The following is a 22,987-nucleotide window of genomic DNA, read 5'->3' on the forward strand; positions in this document are numbered from 1 at the left end:
TTATGCTTAGCGAGGTTGCAAACTTCTGAACCAATTATTTTTAGTTAAAGATAAAATTTCTTGCGAAATATAAACTGTGTTTACCACAAAATTCCCAATTGCGAGAAACGCCTGTTGTGCGATGTTTTTTATTTCACGAATTGTTTTTCATTAATTTCTCCATTAATCTCATTTGAAAATATACTTGATTTTGAAGCAAATGATTCATATTTAAGTCGAAGTTTGGTTTTAAAATTTCCGCCATATTTTTGCATTGCACAAATGACAATATTGTTCGGTGGACAATAAAAATCTACAATTCCATTTCCACACTCAAATCTCATTCTTTCTTGAATTGGTTGCCATTCTCCATTTCTATTTTTCGCTTCAATAATTATAGGTAAATATTCTGCATAACCAATAGTTAAAGTATCATTACTAATGTTTTTTATAAAAATTGGATTTGCAATTTTATCATTTCTTTTTTCTGTTTTAGAATATTCATATAATCCCATTGGAATTCCAATTATTCTTGTTGTGTCAATAAATATTTCTAATGAGTTTTGTATTGGAAATTTATATTTTTTTAAAGCTTTATTTTTTTCAACCGTTTTGTAATTCTGATACGATATTTTCACTTCTTTAGATATTTTGCCAATATATAATGGAGATATTTCTGCAACGGTTAACTTATCTGCATAATCTAATTTTAGTTTATTTGTAAATTTATCTTTTATTTCAATTTCACTATATTCTATTTTGTCATTTTCTGGGTTTTTATTGTTACAATTTGAAAAACAAATAAAGAGAAAAATTAAAACTAAAATTTGGGTTATTTTCATTTTTACGTTTTTTAGGTAAAATACTGCACAACGTTTTCGGGCTTTGCGTTCGGGCGGGTTTCCGAGCAAAAAGGTTCAATTTATTACTAAAGTTCAATAGAAGCACAAAGTTTCAAGTTTGCACGTCAGCACGCATGACGCAAGACCCGTGTTGGGCGTTCGTTTTTTATTCTTTAACTTGTTTTGCGTTACTCATTGCTTCCTCAACATATTTTACAGCTTCTTGAACAGTAATAGAAAATATTCCACCTTTATTATTGTCAAATGCTTCTTTCCAATTGTTATAACCTTCTTTATAGTCAGGTAATTTATTGTTTTCAGAAACTAGGGTCGTTACACTTTTCAATACAGCATCTTTTGATAAAGGTAAGTGTCCGATTTCGTCCGAAAAACCTGTTGGTTTGTGTGGATTTTTAACTTTAAGTCCATTAACATAAATGTGTATTACAATTCCATCTTTCTCATATTTTTCAACTTTCAAAATTGTAATTGTTGAATTTTCTTCTCCAATCCTCGTATTATATTTCCATACTTGTCCTGCTTTAAATTTGTCGTCTTGAAAGTTGGTTTTATCAGATTGCTGTTCTTTGAAACCTGTCAGCCAAGAAAATAGTCCTGCCATAATTATAAATATTTTTATTTTGTCCATTTTGTATTTCGATATCGGGTATGTATTTAAAATGACGCCTAACTAGTATATACGCACTACTTTATAACGCCAATCTACCCATTTTGGGAATTATATGCGAATGTTTGTTGTGCTTTATTGTCCTTCAAATATAACGTTTCTAATTGCTACTTACAACAGGTAAAATTACTCAACTGCGCAAAGTTCGAAACTTCAGACTTTGCTGTTAGGCGAGAACAAGCAATTATTTATAGCCATTGTTGTGTGTTCGTTTTTATTTTTCGTTCAATTTACTCAGCGTATCTAAAAGCCAATTTTCATTAACTTTTTTTGATACTTTATTCTCAATAATTTTTTTCTCCAACAAAGGAATGAAATCTTGATCATTAAATACTTCAATAGATTCTAAAATCAACAAACCATTTTGGTCAATGTTTTCAAGTTCGGTTTTTAAAATGTTTTTTACTTTTTTGTCTTTCCTTTTTGCTAATCCTGAAATTGCTTCTAATTTGGTAGCTTCGTCATTGTCTGTGACTCTATTCCACAGTGCATTTCTGATTTCTTTACTATCGTTATTTAGTTGCGTTCCGATTCCGAAAGTTGCCCAATTTCGAATATCAGAGTCTTTGTCATTAGATAATTCAATTAAAGTTTTTATTGCATTCTCATTTTCTAAACAAGAAAGAGCAAGAGTTAATTCAAACTTGACATTTACAAACTTGTGAGTTTTGAATTCAATTAACTTTAAAATCTGTTTCTCATTTAAATTCTCATTATTATGACTTATAGATGACAAAATTGCTGAAATCACTTTTGGTGACTTCTCATTTTCTAATAATTTAAAATATAAATCTACTGTTTTATCCTGTTGAAATCTTGGGTCAAAACCTAATTGAGCCAAAACATAAATTCCAATAATTTTCTCCTTTTCAATTTCAGAACTCGCGAGTTTGAACGCTTTATCATAAACGTCTTTATTTGGACGGTTTCTTAATTCTCGAATGTTTTCCCAAAAAGTTTTTTGCGTTCTATTATTCAACAGTCGAGTGAATATTTTTTCAGATGTCCATTTTTTTCGACTCATTTTTCTTTTTCGAGCTTTTTCTTAAATGACACACAACTAGCATATTTACGCTACTTTATAGCGCCAATCTACTCATTTTGGAGGTATATGCGAATTGTTTGTTGTGCTTTTATTATGCTTCAAATATAACATTTCTAATGGCTACTTACAATAGGTAAAATTACTCCGCTGTACAAAGTCTCCCGACTTTGAGCTAAATTATAAAAATCATTGATATAACGATTTTATAAATGATTTTTTTGAGTTTGTAAATTAACTAAAAGCCCTATTAACTCAACCTCAAAGTCATGAGACTTTGCGGAGCTGGGGAACAATCAATTACTAATAGCCATTGTTGTGGTTAGTGTTTTTATTCTTTTAAATTAAATCCTTTTATCTCAAAATAGCAGTTTTCGCAAACCAATTTAATCTTTGCAAATTTCATTGATTCGTCATTCCAACCGTCTGTTTTAAGTCGTTCTTTTTCGCATTTAGAGCACCAAGCTTGAAAATCGTCTTCCTCGTCTAATTCCATTCCTCTATATGTCTCAAATGCTTCTTCAAATCCAGTTTTGGTTTGATTATTCAAATGTTGACATATAAATGCTTTTCTTAATTTTCCATGAATTCCACATTCAATTAATTCGCTTTCTATTTTCTGAACTTCTTCTTTTGAGATTTGTTCTGTGAGTAAAAAGTATTTTTCTAATTGGTCAGATATAACTCGATAAGTTCCAATTCCACCAATTATTTCAAAAGCAATAGAAGTCAATTCCCAACCTGTGTATGTATCTCCTTCAAAATGTGCGTTGGTCAGGTTTTCATATTTTTTCTTTTCTCCAAACTCCTTAACTTGTAAAGTCTTGAATTTTCTTGGTTCAACAGAATATTCGTTTGCCCAAGCCCACACCCAAGTATTTGTCTTTTGAGAAAAAGTTCCAACAGGTATATATTTGAAATAAATTTCTTTGTCGTCTGAATACAGCCTTAATGTTTCGCTAGATTGATTGTAGAACCAATTTGCATAATTGTCAAGGTCATATTCGGCTCTGAACTCGTTTTGAAATTCAATCAGCTTTTGACAAATTTTGTCCGCATATTTTTCGTATTTCAGTGTTCTAAATATCAATTGAGTTAGTTTTTTTACATTGACCACAACGTTCTCACACTTTGTTTGGTTACGTGCTTCGTAACTGATTATTTTCTGATAAAGATAAAATTTCTAGCTGAAAAGAACAGTAAATAAATCACATAATTAGCAATTGTTATAAACGGTGATTAGCAGTAGTATTTTTAATACATCCTACTGAATTTCGTGACTTCGTCCAATTTCCAATTTTCGTTTTCTTTTTTAATGTAGACTAAAAAATGTTTTGCTGTATAAATATTTCCTTCAGAAAAAATACAGTTAAAGGCTCCAAACTTTTTTTCACTATCAAAGATAATTTTGGAAAATAGTAAAACTCCAGAGAGTGCATTTTTTGAACTCCAAAAGCTCTTTTTTATGGAATCTTTACTGATAGATAATTTGGATAAATATGTAAAACCGGCTTTTTTCTCTAATTTAGTTAGATCTATCTTTTGAGTAATAGTTTCATTAATAGTATCTACATAGAAATTTTTAATTGTCTTAAATTTGGAATGGAATTGAACGTATCCGGGTTTGTCAAAGATAAGACTATCATAAATGACTATAGTCTTATCTTTAAGATCATCAGTAATAGTTGTATTTTCTTTTGATTTCAAATAAACAGAATCAACCACCTGATTAAAAACAGCATTCATGGCTTTTAGTTCAGTTTCGAGAAGGCTTTCTTCTATTACATCTTTTGCCTCTTTTATTTCTTTTACTTCTTTCTTTTGACAACCTGTAAAAGTGATACTACAGAATAGGAGTAAGAATACGATTTTAATTTGTTTCATTGTGATTATATCGATATGATTTTTTTAAATTTAATTTATTACGCACAATTACTATTCTAGATTAGAGTATACGGTTTACAACTTTCCAATATTTTTTCCATTTCTTCTAAAAGATGATTCAAATCTAATATTTCTTCTCTAAATTGAAGAGTATTATTAAATGAATTATACCCACGATGTGTATTTAGATCCAATCCTGAAAATGATGGATTCATGGCTAAATCTATATAAACAGCACTAGGTTGATTGTTAAACCATTCCTCTATTCTTGAATCGTAATGTTCAAAATGGTTTCGAAATTTTCGGTTTGATAAAATATTGTCTTTATCTATTTTAAGTAGTTCTCTTAATCTTTCTCCTCTTGATTTATATTTATTATCAGAAGGCCAAAGAATTTTTGAAACATTTCCAGCAGTTACAAGAATAGATTGAATAGAACCCCAAACTTCAATTTTGTCAAAAGTAGTTTTGGTAGTTTCTAATAGCTCAACCGCTTTTCTAGCAATTTTAACTTGAAGAACAATCTCATCTAAAAAAAGTAAATCTTCAAAATTTTTCATCCTATTAATCTTTTAAATTAATAATACCAATTACAACTCAAAATTACCTTTAGCATACGCAATCTTTTTACGTAGTATTAAAATAGGCTATATTTAATATAAAGTTTTAGGGCTTTATTTTTAATAGTTTTGTGTCAAATATTTTTAAAAATAAGCTCAAAATATAAAAGTCTTTAGATATAGTTTATAAATTGTAATTTCAAAAAAAGCTTATTCTTTGAGGCGACCAGTTTCTTCAAATGCATTTACCAATTTTGGATAATCGGTCAAATCTGTAAGTATGGGGTTCCAATTTTCATAATCTGGATTTTGTCGGATTACAAATGTTGTATCTGTTTTTTGAAAGTTTTCATTATTATGATTGTAGCCAATGTAATTCCAACTGTAAATAACACTTGAAAAATTATACCTGAAATAACCAGTCAAAACAGGTTCGCCATTTACACAAATTGCAAATTGATTTCTACCAAGTTTCAAATTTGAAATTCTTTTTTTAGCGTTATCAGATAAAATCAACTCACTTTTTTTTAGGTTTAATCCTAAAATATCAGCATCTACAATTAAAGGCAGTCTTTGTAAGTTTTCATTTTTAACTACAAATTTACCACCTTGTATGTATTGTTTTTTTATAGAATCATAGTTCCAATTTAGTTGATTAGCTTTTGAACTGTCGATTACACTATTCATTTTTTTAAGCTTTAAATATTCTATAACAGGTATTCCTTCAATACTTTGAATGTTTTGTTGTAACAAATAAATCTCAATTTTAGCTTCTTTTTTTGTGCAAGAATAGACCAAAACTACTAAAGTAAATATTGAAATGATTTTTTTCATTGTTATTGCATAAGTATGATCTTAAGGTGAAATGACTTGAAAACGAAGTAGCCATTGATGCAAACTCTGTTATGGTTTGGTTTTATTAAAAGCTTTTATTGAGTTTATTATTTTTTCAACTTTTTCAATTTCGGCTTCTTTTAGCTTTGTATTATTTTCTAGGTTCAATACGAATGAACAAACAAACATTTTATTTTTATGAAATAATTGCCAATAATACATTAAACCGTCCTGAGATTTTTCTAAATACTTAAATCCAGTGTAACCATTTTGAGTAATAATTTTTTCGGCGTTTGTCAATCTTATATATTCCTTTTCAATATAATTGTCATCAATGTTTCTATCTAATTCAATTACAGTAATTCTTAAATTACCAGTCCAATTTTCTGTGTCAAAGAATGCATTTAAATTTTCTTCGTCTTCGTATTCTGCCCATTTTTCTGGAAGTATTATTGAGTATCCAAATTCGGAAGTAAAAATATTATTCTTTGGTTGAGAATTACAACTCATAAATAAAAACGACATTAAAAGAATTGTGTATTTCATTTCTGTATTAAACTTGTTCATAACGTTCCGGTACCCAGCATCGCAAAGTCTCCCGACTTTGAGCTAAATTATAAAAAACATTCATATAACGATTTATAAATGTTTTTTTTGTGTTAGTAAATTATAACTAAAAGTGCTATTAACTCAACCTCAAAGTCAGGAGACTTTGCGGAGCGGAGTTGTTAACAGTAATCTTTTAATTTTTTAGATAGTTTTTATTGAATTCAATAACACTCTCAAAATAACTTTTTAAATCCAAGAACTCCTCTTCACCTGGACGCCAAGATGCAAAAGTCCAATACCTCCAATTATCATCTTTTTCTTTAGGTGGAATAAGTAGAAAATATTGTTCTTCCTCTTTTCCGCCAATAAGAATACTTCTTTCTAAACATTGACCTATTTTCCAAATTTCAGGACCTGACCAAACTTCAACAAGAAAGGGATCAATAATTTTTAAGTAATCGATATCCTCAACTTTCATAAAAGAAGGTTGAACATCATTTGTGACTGATAAACCATTTGTAATATTTAAAAAATCAATGTAATCTTTAGGAAAATCAACACTAAGTCTTTTTTCGGCAGCTTGGATTTGATTATTAGTTGCCGGTTCAAACCCAATCCATTTTTCATGCAATTGCTTTTCTGAATAAGCAACGTCACCCAGTTCTATGGAAACAAGTGATAAAGTTAAAAGGATTTCTTTCATAGAGAATAGGTTAATAAGCTTATTGTTTTGGTTTAGTGATTGAAATAGTTTCTAATGATTTTTAAAGATAAAATTTATCGCGAAAAATAAACGTGAATTTACTACAAAATTAACAATCTTGCCAAACGCTTGTTACCGGCTGGCATTCTTGTCTTAACCTCTGTCAATATGCTAGTTCCCAACATCTACTAAGTGCGTTAAAGCAGTATATTAAGTCAGTTTCAAATTGTTGTTGAGTAATATTTTCTCCAACGTGTTTAGCTAATTGTTTTTTCTTTTTTCCTGTAATTATCTTTTCACCATTCTCATTTACAGCGTCAAGGTCTGCCTGAGTTTTTCTCCAATTTCCATAGATTGTGTCGGGCTGGTTCGGGTAACACTGTTCAATGTCTCTTGCAGGAAGTTGGAAGAATTGATTGTTTTGTTGTAAATTGTTGTGCGTCTGTAAAAATTGTGTCACACCGCCTTGTGTCTGTTCACTTGGTTGGTCGATAAAAATTACAGTCTTGTCTCTGTAAATACTTGCACCCAAAGGTATGAATGCTTTTTCAATAGCATTAATTGTTCTTACAACTTGGTCAATATCTCCATTTGCCTTTATTATTTGAATTGGCGGTCGGTCTGCGTAAAACCTTCTAATTACTCTTGTCAACAGTTCAAATTCACTTTGACCTTCAACAATTAAAAAGTTGCGCGGAAGTAACAAATCTGCTGGACTGCCACCAAGTAATTCAAAAACCACATAAGGCTTTTCAAAGTCTGAAACTTGGGTTATTAAAGTAGCTCCGTTGTTTTTTTCTACTTTAAAAATTGTTTGATGAGGGTAATTGTCAGCTACAAAAACAGATGAATGCGTATTTATAAAGACTTGGTCAGTATGTGTCGAAAGTTGATGAAGCACATTTTTTAAATTCCTTTGGGCTGTGGGATGTAAATGCAACTCAGCTTCATCAATGAAAAAAATAAAAGATTTCCCTAAATCTTCATTAGTTTTTCTAAAGTCTGCATATGCCTGAATTATAGCAAGCATTAAAGCCCTCTGCATTCCATCACCTTTTTCTTCTGCTGAAGTTTCTATACCATCGTCAACCGTGGTTTCAAAGTTTTTTAAAAGGTCATCAAAAACAGGTGCGGAAACTTCAAACTTTACTTTTGTGCAATCAGGGAATTGTTTTTCTAAATGGATTTTAACTCGGTTTCCTATGTTTTCAAATTCTGTTTTTATTTGAGAGTCATCATCTTCAAATAGCTCTCTAAATTTTTCCTGAAACTGTTGGTATTGTTCATTATCTTCTAATATTGCTGTTAATACTCCTGATAGCATTATTCCTATAGGTGTAGACTTTCCATACTTTGCAACACTGTCATAATATTGCTTTGTATTTACATATTCAAATTTAGGAAGGAAATCATTCAATGCAGCATCAAATCCTGTTCCTGGATTGACCTCTTGCCCATTTACAAAAATCTTTCTTTTTGTCGGGTTAGAACTTGAACGCCTCACAGTCACTACGTCATTTCCACTCAACACATTCTCAATTTTCGTTCTATTTCCTTCGTGTTGCATTTGGGCAGCACCGTGCAACGCTTCAGTAAAAGTCAATTCAACCAAGATTTCTCTATCGGCTTCACGTTTGAATCTAAGATCATTTATATTACCTCCACGTCCAATGCCATTGAAAAAGAATTCAATTGCTTCAAAGAAATTTGTTTTACCACAATTATTTTGTCCAACACAGATATTAAAGTCTGTCGGGTCAAATGTTGTTGTCTCAATTGAACGAAAATTTTCTATTCTTATGTTTGATATTTTCATTAGTGTCGTTTTTTATGCTTGCCGGTAACTAGTATATATACACTACTTTATAACGCCAATTTGTACATTTTTGAATGTATATATAAATGTTTCTCTCACATTCATCATTTTTCCAAATCTAACCCATATCAACCACAAAAAAACAGGTATTTCTACCTATTTTTATCTTATAAGTAACAATCACTCCCCAAGATAAGAAAACAAACCCTACAAACGCTTTTCCATCTACTCAGAGGGTCTAACTCCTACTCAGACGGTCTACTCCCGTACTCAGATGGCATTTTCACCTACTCAGACGGCGTTGCTCGTACTCAGATGGTGTTTCCCCTTACTCAGATGGCGTTTTCACCTACTCAGACGGCGTTGCCCGTACTCAGATTCTGTTTTCCCTTACTCAGATGGCGTTTCCCGAACTCTAATGGGGTTTTAACCTCCTAAAAACAGGGGTGTAGTTGCTGAAAAAGTAATTTTTAAAGCGAAATACCCTAAATTTTTAAGTAAACCCCCATTTTCCTAATAATTGTATGAAAATGGTACTGTTTACCAAAAAGAAACCCTGCCTTTACTGTGGGTACAGTAAGCGCAGGGTGGCTATAAGGTATTGGAAATGAGGAACTAAAAACCTAGTATTAGATTTTTACCGTCCATCCAAAAGTATCTTCTTCTAATTTATATTGAATGTTATTCAATTTTTCTTTTAATGCTAAAGCAACGGGTTGGTCTAACTTTGGTAACTCATAATAGGTACCTTGGTATTCAAATCCTACAATTGGGTTAACCACAGCTGCTGTTCCCGCTCCAAAAATCTCTTGTAAGGTGCCGTTTTGTGCCGCTTCAACTAATTCAGTTACTAAAACCGGACGTACTTCTACGTTGATGTTTTCTCGTTTTGCAAGGTCAATCAAACTCTTACGGGTCACACCATCTAAAATACGCTCGCTCGTAGGTGCTGTATATAAGGTATCGTTAATTCTAAAGAATACGTTCATCGTACCGGCTTCTTCTAATTTGGTATGCGTCGCATCATCGGTCCAAATGATTTGTTGGTAGCCTTTCTCATTGGCTAATTTGGTTGGGTAAAACTGCGCAGAATAGTTACCTGCTGCCTTAGCCGCTCCAATTCCTCCATTTGCGGCACGACTAAAATGCTCAGCAATCAATACTTTTACCTCTCCTGAATAATAGGATTTAGCAGGTGATAAAATAATCATAAAGCGATAGAAGACGGCTGGTGCAGCAACCACACCTTTACCCGTTGCAATCATAAAAGGGCGTATGTATAACGAACTTCCTTTTCCTTTTTTAACCCAGTCTTTTTCAATTTCTAATAATTGCTTCAAACCGCCCATAAAAACGTCCTCAGGAACTTCTGGCATAGCCATTCTTACAGCACTTTTGTTAAAACGCTCGTAATTTTGGTCGGGTCTAAAAAGCCACACATCATCTTGCTCGTCTTTGTAGGCTTTCATTCCTTCAAAAATTGCTTGACCGTAATGAAATACTTTAGCAGAAGGATCAATCATAAAAGGAGCATAGGGCTCTATCGATGGTTTTTTCCAAACGCCATTTTCATAATCGCAAACCAACATATGATCGGTAAAAACATTTCCAAAACTTAGGGTTTCAAAATCAACATCCTTAATCTTTGATACAGAAGCCAATTTAATATCGATATCTGCTATAGTTTTAATTTCCATATTTTAGTTGTTTATTTAGTTTTATTAAAAAAAAATCAACGGAATTTCTCCCTCGCCGATTTTCATTGCAAATTTAGCAAAAAAAGATTTGTTCTTTTAACATGGCAAAGAAAATAAATAGTGGTATTATCAACAAAAAATACTTATTTTTAAACAATTAATTTATTTTTGTAGTAAATAAAACAACGAATTCCATGAAAAAAATAATGCTAGTGGCTGTATGTGCCGCTTTTTACTTCAGTTGCCAAGAGAAAAAACAAGAAGAAACAACAGTTGCTGAAACCACTAATGAAAGTAACTATGCTTCTTTTGGAGCAACCATCAATGAGGAAGGGGCTTTGTCTTCTGAAGAGATGATGCAAAAATTCAACGGTTTAAAAGAAGGGGATACCATCGATGTAAAATTCAAATCAACCATTCATAATGTATGTCAGAAAAAAGGATGTTGGATGACCTTAGACTTGGCAGACGATAAAGAGACGTTTGTAAAATTTAAAGATTACGGTTTCTTTGTACCCATGAACGCTACCGATAAAGAAGTTATCGTTAACGGTAAAGCCTTTGTAAGTGTAGAAAGTGTAGAAGATTTACAGCATTATGCAAAAGACGCTGGGAAATCGCAAGAAGCCATTGATAGTATCACCGAGCCAAAAGTGACGTATTCTTTTATGGCTGATGGGGTTTTAATTGCGAAATAATGAAACAGTTGTACTTAGGAATACTGGTTCTTTTTTTAAGTAGTTGTAACCAAAAGGAAGCGGCTACTGAAAAGCAAGAAGAGGAAGCATTCAAAATGTATGAGTTTTCCGAAATGGCCGGATTGATGGAACAGTTTTATGCAGAAAACAACAAACTGAAACAACAAATTACTAACGGTGACGCGTTGGGGTCTTTTCCTTCTTATTTTGCAAGCATTCATACCGCTGATTTAACAACGGCTTCCGATAGAGATGCCTTCTTTAACGAACAAGCGCAAAAATTCATTGAAGCGGAACAATTGATCTTTACCGATTCTTTGAACCGAAAAGAACATTTCAATGCAGCTATTGATGCGTGCATTGCTTGTCATCAGCAAAAGTGTTTGGGACCTATTCCAAGAATTAAGAAACTATATATTCAATAAAGAGTAAGAGTTTAAGGTTATCTTAAACTCTTTTCTTTTGAAAGGCTAGCTATGAAAAGAGAAATTATTATGACAGAGGATGGCTCCACCAGCATTCATTTACCCGAATGGAATGAAAGTTATCATTCAAAACACGGAGCCATTCAAGAAGCCAAGCACGTTTTTATCAAAAATGGTTTGGATCTTTTTAAAGAGCAATCTGCAATTGCAATATTGGAAATTGGTTTTGGTACCGGTTTAAATGCTTTGATTACCTTATTGGAAGCCGAACAAAGAAAACAACACATAGACTACACCGGTATTGAAGCGTATCCGGTTGCGTTTTCGGAAATCCAACAATTGAATTATGCGGACCAATTACAGGCAACGGAGCAAACACAACAGTTTCATGTCATGCACCAATCCGATTGGGAACAAAAGGAAATGCTGTCGGAGTATTTTGGGTTAACCAAAAGAAAACAATTCTTTGATACCATTAACGATGAAAATGCTTTTGATTTAATCTATTTTGATGCGTTTGGTTTTCGTGTCCAACCCGAATTATGGTCGGAAAGTATCTTTACTAAGATGTTCCAAGCCTTAAAAGCAGAAGGAGTTTTGGTCACTTATGCTTGCCGAACCAGTATTAAAAATGCCATGAAAGCCAGTGGTTTTACAGTAGAAAAGCTTCCAGGAGCTCCAGGCAAGCGTGAAATGCTTCGTGCGATTAAAAAATAATAAACTGATTTATAGTTTGTTACTTATTTTTTTTGAAATTTTAGCATAATATTAGCATTATTTTTAAATGCTATAACGTTATAGTTTAGAAAAAAAGGGTATATTTACATACGTTCTTATCCCAAAGTCTAACAAACATCAATTGAATTACAATGGCAAGATCAATGTTTTCTTATTCAAAATCTATACTTGAAAGAGTTAGTTTTGACCCAAAACTGTTTTGTAAAGAGTTAGAAAAAGCAATAAAAGTATTATTGCCTTATGAAATTGACCAATTACGAGATTGGTTATTACAATTTACCAAAGAAAAACCTGAATTAAGGCAATGTTTAACGTATATAAACTAAAAAAAGGAGCAATTTGCTCCTTTTTTATTTTGCAGCCTTCGGACTGATAATCTCTACGTCATGAAATGCAATCGCACCTCGTACGACACCTGAAATAGTATCGCGTAGTGCATTGATAATATGAATTTTTAATTCGTTTTTCGGATAAATCAAACTTACTTCTCGAGAAGGTTTCGGATTTTTAAACTGTCGCAACTTGACTTTATTTTTTTCGTTTAAATCCAAGCTGTGCAAATAGGGTAAAAGGGTAGTGCCTAAACCTTCATCTGCTAATTTAATTAAGGTTTCAAAACTACCACTCTCAATTTGAAAATGATTCTCATTAATATAGGCATTGTTTTTACAAAGATTAAGAATTCCATTCTTGAAACAGTGTCCGTCTTGTAATAAAAGAATGCGGTCTAAATCTAAATCACTTACTTCAATTTCCTTTTTGTCAAAGCTTTTATGCGTATCCGGAATATACGCTACAAAAGGTTCGTAATACAACACAATTTCTTTAATGTTTTCCTCTTCTAAAGGAGTAGCTGCAATAGCACAATCCAAATGACCGTTTTTCAGTTTTTGGATAATCTCTTCCGTTGTATTTTCTTCAATAACTAAATTCACCTTTGGGTATTTAGAGATGAAATTGGTTAAAAACATAGGTAATAGGGTAGGCATAATCGTTGGAATGATACCCACTTTAAATTCCCCACCAATGTATCCTTTTTGCTGGTCGACAATATCTTTAATTCGTCCCGCTTCATTCACAATATTTTTCGCTTGATTTACAATTTTTTGTCCAACTTCCGTTAAAAGAATTGGTTTTTTGCTTCGATCGAAAATCAAAACGTCTAATTCGTCTTCCAATTTTTGTATTTGCATGCTTAAAGTCGGTTGGGTTACAAAGCATTTTTCCGCTGCAAGGGTAAAATTTTTGTGTTCCGCAACTGCTAAAACATAATATAATTGTGTAATTGTCATTGTATAAATATTTTTGATAAAAATATAAAAACTATCAATTTGATTTATAATAAAAACCACATTTTTTTGAAATAATTTTGTGTATAAATTAATAAAAACAAAGTGTTATGAAAATCAATGTCTTAGGTTTATCCGTTCAAGAATCAGAAGTTATCATAGAAAAATTAAATGTATTGCTTTCTAACTTTCAAGTGTATTACCAAAATTTGAGAGGCTTACATTGGAACATTAGAGGGAAACGTTTTTTCGATTTACATGTTAAGTTTGAAGAACTATATAATGACAGTCAGTTAAAAATCGATTTAATAGCAGAGCGTGTGCTTACTTTAGGCGGAAAACCCATGCATACTTTTACTGAATATTTAGCGAATAATAGTTTAAAAATAGGGAAAGATATTTCCAAAGATACAGAAGCGGTACAATTGGTTATCGATTCGTTAACCGAACTATTAAAAATTGAAAGAGTGATTCTAGAAGCAGCAGCTTCACATAATGATGAAGGAACCAATGCTATGATGAGCGACTTTATCAAAGAGCAGGAAAAAACCATTTGGATGATGCAAGCTTGGATGGAAGAGGAGTAAAAACCTATTAAAAAAATAAAGCAAAATAGTCTTATCCTACATAAAATCACTTTATATTTGTGATATGAAGTTTTTATGTCAGTTAAGTCTCGTCTTTTTTTTAGCGTTTTTAGCGACACCTACAATTATTAGTTTAGTTGAAGAGAAATCTTCTTTGGCATCTTTTTACGAATTAAATGAAGAAGAGGAAAGCGGTTCTGATATTTCTTTTGATGAAATAAAACTCATTACACAAAATGAAACGCTACAATTTACTCTTCCTTCTTTTGAATTTCAATTACCTCGTTTTGCTTTAATGGATGATGCACTGCTGTGTCGGTACAAGGCTTCTATTTTTATTCCACCACCTGATTTCGTTTAAAAAAATATGTTGAATTAGTACTATTTTTTTAAAATGAATTTTTATGTTTAAATATTTAAAAAATGATATTCCTGCGAGTATCGTTGTCTTTTTTGTAGCATTACCCTTATGTTTAGGTATTGCCTTAGCGAGTGATGCACCTCCTTTATCTGGATTAATAGCGGGTATAATTGGAGGAATTGTTGTAGGATCTATAAGTGGATCCAAAATTGGAGTGAGTGGACCAGCAGCGGGTTTAGCGGCTATTGTGGCTGGAGCAATTGCTTCTTTAGGTAGCTTTGAAATATTTTTATCAGCTGTTGTTTTAGCAGGTGTGATCCAACTTCTATTTGGTATACTAAAAATGGGGGTTATTGGATATTATTTTCCGAATAGTGTTATCAAAGGCATGTTGACTGGAATTGGTATCATTATTATTTTGAAACAAATACCTCACTTTTTTGGTTACGATTTAGAAGCAGAAGGTGCAGATAGTTTTTTAGAACAATCAGGAGAGAATACTTTTTCAGCAATCGCTCATGTAATTGATAATATTACATTAGGTTCTTTAATTATTGGTGTTTTAGGTTTAGTCTTGATTTTATTTTGGGACACTATTTTATCAAAAAAACATGCCATTTTTAAAATCATACAAGGATCTTTAGTAGCCGTTTTAATTGGCACCATTTTACAAATACTCTTTAGTAAGACCCAAGGTCTTGCAATTGAAGGCAAGCATTTGGTTCAAATACCTGTTCCAGAAAACCTTTCAGAATTTGGGAGCTTATTGCGTTTTCCTAATTTTGAACAAGTTTTTACAATGGATGTATTTGTAGTTGCGTTTACCTTGGCTTTGGTTGCCAGTTTAGAAACCTTATTGAGTGTGGAAGCTACTGATAAATTGGATCCCGATAAAAATATCACACCACCCAATCGAGAATTATTTGCACAAGGAGTTGGAAATATGGTTTCGGGTTTGATAGGAGGTTTACCTGTAACCCAAGTAATTGTGCGTAGTTCTGCCAATGTGCAATCCAATGCTAAAACAAAATTATCGGCAATACTGCATGGTATCCTGTTGTTAGTGGCTGTGATAGCCATTCCTAATGTATTGAATCATATTCCAAAATCGGTTTTAGCAGCCGTTTTAATCTTAGTAGGATTTAAGTTGGCCAAGCCTTCTTTGTTCAAAAAGATGTTCGCTTTGGGGTGGACCCAATTTGTTCCTTTTATAGTTACCGTAATCGTAATTATTTTTACAAACTTATTGATTGGAATTTTTACTGGTTTAGCCATTGGAGTAATTGTAATTTTGGTAAAAAGTTATCAAAATTCGATGTTTTTAAATAAGAAAGAATCGGAAACCGATAATATCATCGAAATGACCTTTGCTGAGGAAATAACTTTCTTAAATAAGGCTTCCATTCAAAAAGAATTGTTTAATTTGCCTGAGAATTCACGTTTGGAATTAGACATTAGGAAGACTACTTTTTTAGATTATGATATTGTAGAAATTTTAGAGGATTTTGTGGTACAAGCTAAGAATAAAAACATTTTTGTACATTTAAAATCAGAGCGAGGAATAGTAGATAATCCAGCAAGTTTTATCGAATTTTTTAAATTAAAAAAACAATCAACATAAATAATTAGAAAAAATAGTATGGCAGAATTTTATAAAAAAATACTAGAGAACAATAAGAAATGGGTAGAAGATAAACTAAAAATAAGCCCTGATTATTTTAATCATTTAGCGGAAGGCCAGCAACCACCACTTCTTTGGATTGGATGTTCAGATAGTCGCGTTCCTGCAAATGAAATTATTGGTGCTGAGCCAGGAGAAGTTTTTGTACATAGAAACATTGCAAACATGGTAGTACATAGCGATATGAATATGTTGAGTGTTTTGGATTACGCTGTAAATGCTTTAAAAGTGACACATGTTATTGTTTGTGGCCATTATGGATGTGGTGGTGTAAAAGCGGCGATGGGAAATAGTTCCATTGGCGTAATTGACAATTGGATTCGTCATATTAAAGATGTGTATCGTTTTCACCAACAAGAATTAGATGCTATTACAGATGAAAAAGACCGATTCAATCGTTTTGTAGAGTTAAATGTTAAAGAACAAGTATATGATTTGGCCAAAACCTCAATTGTTCAAGGCGCTTGGAAAAATGGGCAAAAATTATTTTTACACGGTTGGGTGTACGGTTTAAATTCGGGTTATGTAACCGATTTAGGGGTAAATATTACTTCAAACGAAGATTTGGATGAAGTATACCAATTAAAATTTTAAATAACTTAGTCTTCTTCTAAGTTTTCATTAAAAGCAGAAGGTAAGAGTTGCGGAATATACTTTACTAAAATAGGTAATAAGATACCGCCACCAGGAAGTAAAAAGATAGTTAACGATGGTATGGTTTTACAAATATCGAGTAACTGTTTTTTTACTTTCTTTTTTTCATCTTTATCCAATTCTTTCGTGGTCGATTTTGCTAAAAGCACCATTAATTCTTTGCTTTCTGAAATTTCCTTAATCAGTCTTTTTTTATTGCGTGTAATTAATTTGGTAACCGTTTTGTTTGTTTGATCGTAGAAATGCTTTACTGGATTTGAAAAATTGAAATACGATATTTCATCTTTATAAGTAGTAATGAAATGTTCAATAGCAAGTAAACTAGTTTCTAAATACACTTTTTTTAAGTTTAATTTGTCAACCAATACGTGTAATAAATCCAGTTCCTTAGCTTCTAATTTTTGATCACTCCACATCGCCATTTCGACTACATCCAAAAGATATAATTTTTCAATTATAGATTCGAATCGTTTGAAATTAATTTCTTCTAGCGTTAACTCTTCAATATTTTGAAACTTAGTGTACCGCAATGAGTTTTCAAATAACTTCACTAAAAGTTCATCGTATTTTGATTTATTTACCTTGGTTTTAAAAGCGATTGAAACGACTTTCATGCAACTCGATTCAAAATCTTTTAAATATTTATCTGAAAAATCAGGATTATTTATAAAATTAGCATAGCCTAAAACGTCTACGAAAAGCATGGCATTGATAACAATGTGTGAAAAACTTTTCGTAATGATATTTTGATTGGTTTGAATACGATCGTTAATGATACTTTCTAATTGCGAACTTTTAGAAGCTGTAGGAAGTAGTTTGGTTAGAAATGTATAATTTTCATTTTGTACTGATTTATAGAAAGAATTAATACTTTTTAGAAATACGGAAGTATCTGTATCATTTGTTTTGAGACAAAAAGTAGCATACAACGTATTTAAAAAAGCAATTTTTGTAATTTCGTCTAACGAAAGTCCAGAAAGGTCAATCGGTTTTTTTAAAATGATGCTTACGGGATGTCCATAAATGAAGCCAGAATTTCTTAAATCTTGATAAAAAGATTCATAATCAAAATAAGCTTTAAAATTACTTTGATTTTCTGTAAAAAATTTGTCAATCCAACCGTTAATTGAAGGGTTTATCATTTTAAAAATATTGAAGCAAAGTTAAAAATTTCTTGTTTCTATACTGTTAAATTTGCAAAGTATTTATATCTTGCTAAAAAATATTCTTGTATGAATTTTGCCATAATTATAACTATCTGTGTCTTACTGTTATTGGCTTATGCGTTTACGATAAGTTCCTCTAAAACTAAAATTCCTTCAGTAATTTTATTGTTGCTATTGGGTTGGTTAGTAAAACAAATTACAGATGTTTTTCATATTGTTATTCCCGATTTGAATTCCTTATTACCCTTTTTTGGAACATTAGGATTAGTGTTGATTGTTTTAGAAGGTTCCTTAGAGTTAGAATTAAATAAAAAGAAGCTTCCTTTTGTAGGGAAAACATTGGTTACGGCAATTATTCCTTTATTTGTAACCGCTTTTGTCATTGGACATTTCTTTTATTATTTTTTAGATTCCAGTTATAAAGACGGTTTAATCAATGCGGTACCGTTGTGTATTATAAGTAGTGCAATTGCGATTTCCAGTGTAGGACATTTAAATGCATTCAATAAAGAATTTGCAATTTACGAAAGTAGTCTTTCCGATATTATTGGAGTATTGTTTTTTAACTTTATTGCGTTAAACTCGGTAATTAATTTAGATACATTAGGGCATTTTGGTTTACAAATTTTATTGATGTTATTGATTTCGTTTATTGCATCCGCATTCTTGGCATTTTTATTAAGTCGAATAGACCATCATATTAAGTTTGCACCCATTGTACTTTTAATTATTTTAATCTTTGCTATTTCTGAAATTTATCATTTGCCAGCTTTAATCTTTATTATGCTATTTGGTTTGTTTATTGGAAATTTTGATGAGTTAGAGCGCTTTAGAGCCATTCAATATTTAAAACCACGTTCGTTAGATAAAGAGGTTAAAAAATTTAAAGAATTAATTATTGAAGCAGCCTTTTTAGTACGTTCACTTTTCTTTTTATTGTTTGGTTTTCTAATGAAAACAGAAGATATTTTAAATCCACATACTTTGGAGTTAGCGATAGGAATTGTGATTTTAATTTATTTAGTAAGAGCCATTCAATTAAAAATATTTAAAGTAAAGTTAATGCCTTTATTGTACATTGCTCCAAGAGGATTAATTACCATTTTATTATTTTTAAGCATTCCAGACGATAGTAAAATTCCTTTGGTTAATAAAGCTTTAATTATTCAAGTTATTGTTTTAACAGCTTTAATTATGATGTTTGGTTTAATCTTTAATAAGAAAGAAGATCCAAAAGAAGGTGGAAAAGGAGAGAACCTAACCATTGATATGGATGTTCCAATATAGGTGACTAAAAATTAAAGAATAAAAAAAATCCACTTTATAAAAGTGGATTTTTAAACAAACTAAACCAAAAAATTACAGTTGTTTTTTAGTAGCAATATTTATTTTCGCTAATTAATTTTGCTGCAATTTTTTCTCTTAAACCAATTACGTTAGGCATATTGGTATATTTTGTAAAACGCTTAAGACCCATTAACATCATGCGTTGTTCGTCACCTTCAGCAAAAGAAACAATTCCTTCTTTTCCTTTTTGGTTCACGGTATCAACCGCATGGTATAAGTATAATTGAGCCATAGCAATTTGTTCTTGTACTTTAGCAGCACCTTCTTTCTTAGCTAATTTCTCAGTTCTAAGAATCGTGCTTTCTGCCATATAAATTTCGATTAAAATATCAGAAGCAGCCATTAATAATTGTTGGTGTGACTCTAATTCTGGTCCGAATTTTTGAACAGCAGCACCAGCAACCATTAAGAATACTTTTTTCAATTTAGCAATCATTTCTTTTTCTTCAGCAAATAATTCTGAATAATCAGGCACATCAAAAGATGGAATACCCATTAATTCTTCAGCTACAGCCATTGCAGGACCTAATAAATCAACATGACCTTTCATAGCTTTTTTCACTAACATACCTACAGAAAGCATTCTGTTGATTTCATTAGTTCCTTCATAGATACGAGCAATACGTGCATCTCTCCATGCACTTTCCATTGGAGCATCTTCAGAGAATCCCATACCTCCAAAAATTTGGATTCCTTCATCTGTACAGCTTTGTACATCTTCTGAAACCGCTACTTTTAAGATAGAACACTCAATTGCAAATTCTTCAACACCTTTTAATTCTGCTTCTTGGTGCGAGTTTCCTTCATTTACTCTAATATCAATTCTTTTTTCAATGTCATTAGCTGCTCTATAAGTAGCACTTTCTCCAGCATAAGCATTGGTTGCCATTTCAGCTAATTTAGATTGGATAGCACCAAAGTTAGCAATAGGGGTTTTAAACTGAATTCTTTCATTTGCATAGTTCACTGCGCCAGAAATTGTTCTTCTTTGCGCTTCTAAACAAGCTGCAGCTAATTTAATACGTCCTACGTTTAAAGCATTCATAGCAATTTTAAATCCTTCACCACGACCTGCTAACATATTTTCTACAGGAACTTTGGTTTCGTTGAAGAAAACCTGACGCGTAGAAGAGGAGCGAATCCCTAATTTGTGCTCTTCGTCTCCTAAAGAAATTCCGTTTGAAGGGTCGTTTTCAACGATAAAACCAGTAATGTTTTTATCATCTTCAATACGTGCAAAAACGATGAAAACCGAACAGAAACCTGCATTCGAAATCCACATTTTTCCACCTGTAATTTTATAATGAGTCCCGTCTTCAGATAAAACCGCTTTTGTTTTACCAGAATTAGCATCAGAACCTGCTCCTGGTTCTGTTAAACAGTAGGCACCAAACCACTCCCCAGAAGCTAATTTAGGAACATATTTTTGTTTTTGCTCTTCCGTTCCATATAAAGTAATTGGCATTGTTCCAATTCCTGTATGAGCTCCAAAAGCTGTTGAAAAAGATCCGGTTGCTCCAGAAATATAGTCACAAACTAAAACGGTATTGGTGAACCCCATTTCCATTCCTCCATATGCTTCAGGAACTGCAACACTTAAATAACCTAATTCTCCTGCTTTACGCATTACTTCTTCAGTAAGTGCATAATCTTTTTTCTCAAAACGCTCTTTATTTGGCCATAATTCTTTATCTACGAATTCGATAACAGAATCACGCATCATAACTTGCTCTTCTGAGAAATCTTCAGGTGTGAAGATGTCCTCACATTTTGTTTCTTTAACTAGGAATTGACCTCCTCTGATAATATCTGACATATTTTATTTTTTTTAGAGAAAAGAAGAAAGAAACAAGAAAAAAGATTATTCCAATCTACTGATAAAACCAGTTGTCATTTTTTGGAATTCAATAATCTTATTTTCTATTTCAGTCGTTTTTTCTTGAGTTATATAATTGTTTTGTAATGCTATTAATAATTGAGTTTGTAATTCGAAAGAAGAGCCTAAACTAATATTTAGAAAATGTTTAAAATGAGTATTTTCTCTATTTGATCCTTCAGCAATATTAGACGGTATTGAAACCGAAGCCCTTTTCATTTGATTGGTTAAACCATAAACTTCATTATTTGGAAAATCTAAACTTATACTATGAATATCATGTGCAATCTCCATTGCTAAAATCCATATTTTAAGATTTTTAAAGTTATGCTTCATCAGTCTTTTATCTTTCTTCTTGCCTCTTTTTTCTGTTTTTTATTTTAAAAACTCATAAATTCCTGCAGTACCTTGTCCGGTTCCTACACACATAGTTACCATTCCGTATTTTGCATTACCACGTTTGCGCATTTCGTCAAACAATTGAACGGATAATTTTGCACCTGTACAACCTAGAGGATGTCCTAAGGAAATGGCACCACCATTTACATTGATAATCTCAGGGTTAAGATTTAACTCACGAATTACTGCCAATGATTGTGAAGCGAAAGCTTCATTTAATTCAATTAAATCGATATCTGATTGTTTTAAACCAGCTTGTTTTAAGGCTTTTGGAATAGCCTTTACAGGTCCGATACCCATAATTCTTGGTTCTACACCAGCTGAAGCAAAATTTACCAAACGAGCAATAGGTTCTAAATTTAATTCTTTTACCATTTCTTCACTCATGACTAAAACAAAAGCAGCCCCATCACTCATTTGAGATGAGTTACCCGCTGTAACACTTCCGTCTGCAGCAAATACAGGTCTTAATTTTGATAAAGCTTCAACTGAAGTTCCTGCTCTAGGACCTTCGTCTTTTGTTACTACGTAAGAACGTGTTTCTTTCTTTCCATTTTCATTTACAAAAGTTTCTTCTACTGTAATCGGTACGATTTGGTCATCAAATCGTCCTTCTGCTTGTGCTTTTAAAGCTTTCATGTGAGAATGATACGCAAACTCATCTTGATCTTCACGAGAAACATTAAATTGTTTTGCAACAGCTTCTGCTGTTAATCCCATTCCCCAGTAGTAATCTTCATGCCCTTCTTTAGACAATTTATAATCTGGAGTGGGTTTATAACCACCCATTGGAATATAACTCATACTTTCTGCACCACCTGCGATAATACAGTCGGCCATTCCAGCTTGAATTTTGGCTGTGGCCATTCCAATTGTTTCAATTCCAGAAGCACAATATCTGTTTACAGTTACACCAGGAACATCTTCTACTTTTAATCCCATTAATGAAATTAAACGACCTACATTTAATCCTTGTTCTGCTTCTGGCATTGCATTACCTACCATTACATCATCGATACGTGTTTTATCGAAATTAGGTAATTCTTTCATCATGTGTTCTATAGTTTCTGCAGCCAATTCATCTGGTCTTTTGAAACGAAAAACACCTTTAGGTGCTTTACCTACTGCAGTTCTATACGCTTTTACTATATATGCTGTTTTCATAATTTTTA

25 protein-coding genes are annotated in these 22,987 nt (G+C 32.0%); 9 read left to right on the top strand and 16 right to left on the bottom strand.

Annotated features, from left to right (window positions below):
- Positions 1-128: 128 nt before the first annotated feature.
- The 11 genes from FHG05_RS12455 to FHG05_RS12505 form a co-directional block, all read right to left on the bottom strand.
- Entirely contained in the window at positions 129-821 is a 693-nt protein-coding gene (locus FHG05_RS12455; protein WP_140998355.1) for a hypothetical protein, read from the bottom strand.
- 166 nt (positions 822-987) lie between these two features.
- Positions 988-1,443: a hypothetical protein gene (locus tag FHG05_RS12460; protein WP_140998356.1), complete on the bottom strand. Its 456-nt coding sequence runs from the start codon at positions 1,441-1,443 to the stop codon at positions 988-990.
- A gap of 280 nt (positions 1,444-1,723) precedes the next feature.
- Positions 1,724-2,533, bottom strand: coding sequence for a HEAT repeat domain-containing protein (locus tag FHG05_RS12465; protein ID WP_140998357.1), 810 nt, complete (start codon positions 2,531-2,533; stop codon positions 1,724-1,726).
- A 349-nt stretch (positions 2,534-2,882) separates the two neighbouring features.
- Complete coding sequence (locus FHG05_RS12470) at positions 2,883-3,641, bottom strand: DUF6882 domain-containing protein (protein WP_140998358.1); 759 nt, start codon at positions 3,639-3,641, stop codon at positions 2,883-2,885.
- Between the two features lie 164 nt (positions 3,642-3,805).
- The gene (locus tag FHG05_RS12475; protein ID WP_140998359.1) at positions 3,806-4,435 is read right to left on the bottom strand and encodes a hypothetical protein; all 630 of its coding nucleotides are present in this window, start codon (positions 4,433-4,435) and stop codon (positions 3,806-3,808) included.
- Positions 4,436-4,491: 56 nt separating this feature from the next.
- Complete coding sequence (locus FHG05_RS12480) at positions 4,492-4,995, bottom strand: hypothetical protein (RefSeq protein WP_140998360.1); 504 nt, start codon at positions 4,993-4,995, stop codon at positions 4,492-4,494.
- A 210-nt stretch (positions 4,996-5,205) separates the two neighbouring features.
- A complete protein-coding gene (locus tag FHG05_RS12485) occupies positions 5,206-5,829 on the bottom strand; it encodes a hypothetical protein (RefSeq protein ID WP_140998361.1) in 624 nt (207 codons plus the stop codon).
- Positions 5,830-5,898: 69 nt separating this feature from the next.
- Positions 5,899-6,375 carry a DUF3805 domain-containing protein gene (locus tag FHG05_RS12490; RefSeq protein ID WP_181369175.1) on the bottom strand — a complete coding sequence of 159 codons (477 nt, stop codon included), beginning with the start codon at positions 6,373-6,375 and terminating at the stop codon, positions 5,899-5,901.
- Positions 6,376-6,571: 196 nt separating this feature from the next.
- Entirely contained in the window at positions 6,572-7,081 is a 510-nt protein-coding gene (locus FHG05_RS12495; protein ID WP_157504249.1) for an SMI1/KNR4 family protein, read from the bottom strand.
- Between the two features lie 163 nt (positions 7,082-7,244).
- A complete protein-coding gene (locus FHG05_RS12500) occupies positions 7,245-8,897 on the bottom strand; it encodes an ATP-dependent nuclease (RefSeq protein WP_140998363.1) in 1,653 nt (550 codons plus the stop codon).
- 629 nt (positions 8,898-9,526) lie between these two features.
- Positions 9,527-10,594 carry a branched-chain amino acid aminotransferase gene (locus FHG05_RS12505; protein ID WP_140998364.1) on the bottom strand — a complete coding sequence of 356 codons (1,068 nt, stop codon included), beginning with the start codon at positions 10,592-10,594 and terminating at the stop codon, positions 9,527-9,529.
- Positions 10,595-10,788: 194 nt separating this feature from the next.
- Between FHG05_RS12505 and FHG05_RS12510 the strand changes: the two genes are divergently transcribed.
- From FHG05_RS12510 to FHG05_RS12525, 4 genes are all read left to right on the top strand, one after another.
- Positions 10,789-11,292, top strand: a complete 504-nt coding sequence (locus tag FHG05_RS12510; protein WP_140998365.1) for a DUF4920 domain-containing protein — start codon at positions 10,789-10,791, stop codon at positions 11,290-11,292.
- Positions 11,292-11,717 carry a hypothetical protein gene (locus FHG05_RS12515; protein WP_140998366.1) on the top strand — a complete coding sequence of 142 codons (426 nt, stop codon included), beginning with the start codon at positions 11,292-11,294 and terminating at the stop codon, positions 11,715-11,717. Before FHG05_RS12510 ends, FHG05_RS12515 begins: the two co-directional genes overlap by 1 nt.
- 51 nt (positions 11,718-11,768) lie before the next feature.
- The gene (gene mnmD, locus FHG05_RS12520; protein WP_140998367.1) at positions 11,769-12,434 is read left to right on the top strand and encodes a tRNA (5-methylaminomethyl-2-thiouridine)(34)-methyltransferase MnmD; all 666 of its coding nucleotides are present in this window, start codon (positions 11,769-11,771) and stop codon (positions 12,432-12,434) included.
- Positions 12,435-12,586: 152 nt separating this feature from the next.
- A complete protein-coding gene (locus tag FHG05_RS12525) occupies positions 12,587-12,781 on the top strand; it encodes a hypothetical protein (protein ID WP_140998368.1) in 195 nt (64 codons plus the stop codon).
- A 24-nt stretch (positions 12,782-12,805) separates the two neighbouring features.
- Here FHG05_RS12525 and FHG05_RS12530 read toward each other — a convergent pair whose 3' ends face one another.
- Positions 12,806-13,747: a LysR substrate-binding domain-containing protein gene (locus FHG05_RS12530; protein WP_140998369.1), complete on the bottom strand. Its 942-nt coding sequence runs from the start codon at positions 13,745-13,747 to the stop codon at positions 12,806-12,808.
- Between the two features lie 107 nt (positions 13,748-13,854).
- Between FHG05_RS12530 and FHG05_RS12535 the strand changes: the two genes are divergently transcribed.
- The 4 genes from FHG05_RS12535 to can all read left to right on the top strand — a co-directional run bounded on the left by FHG05_RS12535 (position 13,855) and on the right by can (position 16,967).
- Positions 13,855-14,331, top strand: a complete 477-nt coding sequence (locus FHG05_RS12535; RefSeq protein WP_140998370.1) for a Dps family protein — start codon at positions 13,855-13,857, stop codon at positions 14,329-14,331.
- Positions 14,332-14,395: 64 nt separating this feature from the next.
- Positions 14,396-14,692, top strand: coding sequence for a hypothetical protein (locus tag FHG05_RS12540; protein WP_140998371.1), 297 nt, complete (start codon positions 14,396-14,398; stop codon positions 14,690-14,692).
- Positions 14,693-14,735: 43 nt separating this feature from the next.
- The gene (locus tag FHG05_RS12545) at positions 14,736-16,313 is read left to right on the top strand and encodes a SulP family inorganic anion transporter (protein ID WP_140998372.1); all 1,578 of its coding nucleotides are present in this window, start codon (positions 14,736-14,738) and stop codon (positions 16,311-16,313) included.
- A gap of 18 nt (positions 16,314-16,331) precedes the next feature.
- Complete coding sequence (gene can, locus FHG05_RS12550; protein WP_140998373.1) at positions 16,332-16,967, top strand: carbonate dehydratase; 636 nt, start codon at positions 16,332-16,334, stop codon at positions 16,965-16,967.
- Positions 16,968-16,972: 5 nt separating this feature from the next.
- Here the strand turns inward: can and FHG05_RS12555 are convergent, their stop codons facing one another.
- The gene (locus tag FHG05_RS12555; protein ID WP_140998374.1) at positions 16,973-18,169 is read right to left on the bottom strand and encodes an LETM1-related biofilm-associated protein; all 1,197 of its coding nucleotides are present in this window, start codon (positions 18,167-18,169) and stop codon (positions 16,973-16,975) included.
- A gap of 90 nt (positions 18,170-18,259) precedes the next feature.
- On the opposite strand from FHG05_RS12555, the gene FHG05_RS12560 reads away from it, so the two are divergent.
- Positions 18,260-19,480 (top strand): cation:proton antiporter, encoded by a 1,221-nt coding sequence (locus tag FHG05_RS12560; RefSeq protein ID WP_140998375.1) that lies wholly within the window; start codon positions 18,260-18,262, stop codon positions 19,478-19,480.
- 85 nt (positions 19,481-19,565) lie between these two features.
- On the opposite strand, the gene FHG05_RS12565 is transcribed toward FHG05_RS12560, so the two are convergent.
- From FHG05_RS12565 to FHG05_RS12575, 3 genes are read right to left on the bottom strand one after another with little or no spacing between them, the layout of a single operon-like run.
- Positions 19,566-21,356, bottom strand: a complete 1,791-nt coding sequence (locus FHG05_RS12565; protein ID WP_140998376.1) for an acyl-CoA dehydrogenase family protein — start codon at positions 21,354-21,356, stop codon at positions 19,566-19,568.
- Between the two features lie 45 nt (positions 21,357-21,401).
- Positions 21,402-21,752 (bottom strand): four helix bundle protein, encoded by a 351-nt coding sequence (locus tag FHG05_RS12570; RefSeq protein WP_140998377.1) that lies wholly within the window; start codon positions 21,750-21,752, stop codon positions 21,402-21,404.
- A gap of 39 nt (positions 21,753-21,791) precedes the next feature.
- Complete coding sequence (locus tag FHG05_RS12575; protein WP_140998378.1) at positions 21,792-22,979, bottom strand: acetyl-CoA C-acyltransferase; 1,188 nt, start codon at positions 22,977-22,979, stop codon at positions 21,792-21,794.
- Positions 22,980-22,987 lie beyond the last annotated feature (8 nt).

This window comes from Flavobacterium profundi, assembly GCF_006491645.1.
GTDB lineage: Bacteria > Bacteroidota > Bacteroidia > Flavobacteriales > Flavobacteriaceae > Flavobacterium > Flavobacterium profundi.

Excerpts from the sequence above, each read along its gene's own strand:
- FHG05_RS12455 (WP_140998355.1), bottom strand. The coding sequence starts at position 821 with ATGAAAATAACCCAAATTTTAGTTTTAATTTTTCTCTTTATTTGTTTT.
- FHG05_RS12460 (WP_140998356.1), bottom strand. The coding sequence starts at position 1,443 with ATGGCAGGACTATTTTCTTGGCTGACAGGTTTCAAAGAACAGCAATCT.
- FHG05_RS12465 (WP_140998357.1), bottom strand. The coding sequence starts at position 2,533 with ATGAGTCGAAAAAAATGGACATCTGAAAAAATATTCACTCGACTGTTG.
- FHG05_RS12475 (WP_140998359.1), bottom strand. The coding sequence starts at position 4,435 with ATGAAACAAATTAAAATCGTATTCTTACTCCTATTCTGTAGTATCACT.
- FHG05_RS12480 (WP_140998360.1), bottom strand. The coding sequence starts at position 4,995 with ATGAAAAATTTTGAAGATTTACTTTTTTTAGATGAGATTGTTCTTCAA.
- FHG05_RS12485 (WP_140998361.1), bottom strand. The coding sequence starts at position 5,829 with ATGAAAAAAATCATTTCAATATTTACTTTAGTAGTTTTGGTCTATTCT.
- FHG05_RS12490 (WP_181369175.1), bottom strand. The coding sequence starts at position 6,375 with ATGAAATACACAATTCTTTTAATGTCGTTTTTATTTATGAGTTGTAAT.
- FHG05_RS12495 (WP_157504249.1), bottom strand. The coding sequence starts at position 7,081 with ATGAAAGAAATCCTTTTAACTTTATCACTTGTTTCCATAGAACTGGGT.
- FHG05_RS12500 (WP_140998363.1), bottom strand. The coding sequence starts at position 8,897 with ATGAAAATATCAAACATAAGAATAGAAAATTTTCGTTCAATTGAGACA.
- FHG05_RS12505 (WP_140998364.1), bottom strand. The coding sequence starts at position 10,594 with ATGGAAATTAAAACTATAGCAGATATCGATATTAAATTGGCTTCTGTA.
- FHG05_RS12510 (WP_140998365.1), top strand. The coding sequence starts at position 10,789 with ATGAAAAAAATAATGCTAGTGGCTGTATGTGCCGCTTTTTACTTCAGT.
- FHG05_RS12515 (WP_140998366.1), top strand. The coding sequence starts at position 11,292 with ATGAAACAGTTGTACTTAGGAATACTGGTTCTTTTTTTAAGTAGTTGT.
- mnmD (WP_140998367.1), top strand. The coding sequence starts at position 11,769 with ATGAAAAGAGAAATTATTATGACAGAGGATGGCTCCACCAGCATTCAT.
- FHG05_RS12525 (WP_140998368.1), top strand. The coding sequence starts at position 12,587 with ATGGCAAGATCAATGTTTTCTTATTCAAAATCTATACTTGAAAGAGTT.
- FHG05_RS12530 (WP_140998369.1), bottom strand. The coding sequence starts at position 13,747 with ATGACAATTACACAATTATATTATGTTTTAGCAGTTGCGGAACACAAA.
- FHG05_RS12535 (WP_140998370.1), top strand. The coding sequence starts at position 13,855 with ATGAAAATCAATGTCTTAGGTTTATCCGTTCAAGAATCAGAAGTTATC.
- FHG05_RS12540 (WP_140998371.1), top strand. The coding sequence starts at position 14,396 with ATGAAGTTTTTATGTCAGTTAAGTCTCGTCTTTTTTTTAGCGTTTTTA.
- FHG05_RS12545 (WP_140998372.1), top strand. The coding sequence starts at position 14,736 with ATGTTTAAATATTTAAAAAATGATATTCCTGCGAGTATCGTTGTCTTT.
- can (WP_140998373.1), top strand. The coding sequence starts at position 16,332 with ATGGCAGAATTTTATAAAAAAATACTAGAGAACAATAAGAAATGGGTA.
- FHG05_RS12555 (WP_140998374.1), bottom strand. The coding sequence starts at position 18,169 with ATGATAAACCCTTCAATTAACGGTTGGATTGACAAATTTTTTACAGAA.
- FHG05_RS12560 (WP_140998375.1), top strand. The coding sequence starts at position 18,260 with ATGAATTTTGCCATAATTATAACTATCTGTGTCTTACTGTTATTGGCT.
- FHG05_RS12565 (WP_140998376.1), bottom strand. The coding sequence starts at position 21,356 with ATGTCAGATATTATCAGAGGAGGTCAATTCCTAGTTAAAGAAACAAAA.
- FHG05_RS12570 (WP_140998377.1), bottom strand. The coding sequence starts at position 21,752 with ATGAAGCATAACTTTAAAAATCTTAAAATATGGATTTTAGCAATGGAG.
- FHG05_RS12575 (WP_140998378.1), bottom strand. The coding sequence starts at position 22,979 with ATGAAAACAGCATATATAGTAAAAGCGTATAGAACTGCAGTAGGTAAA.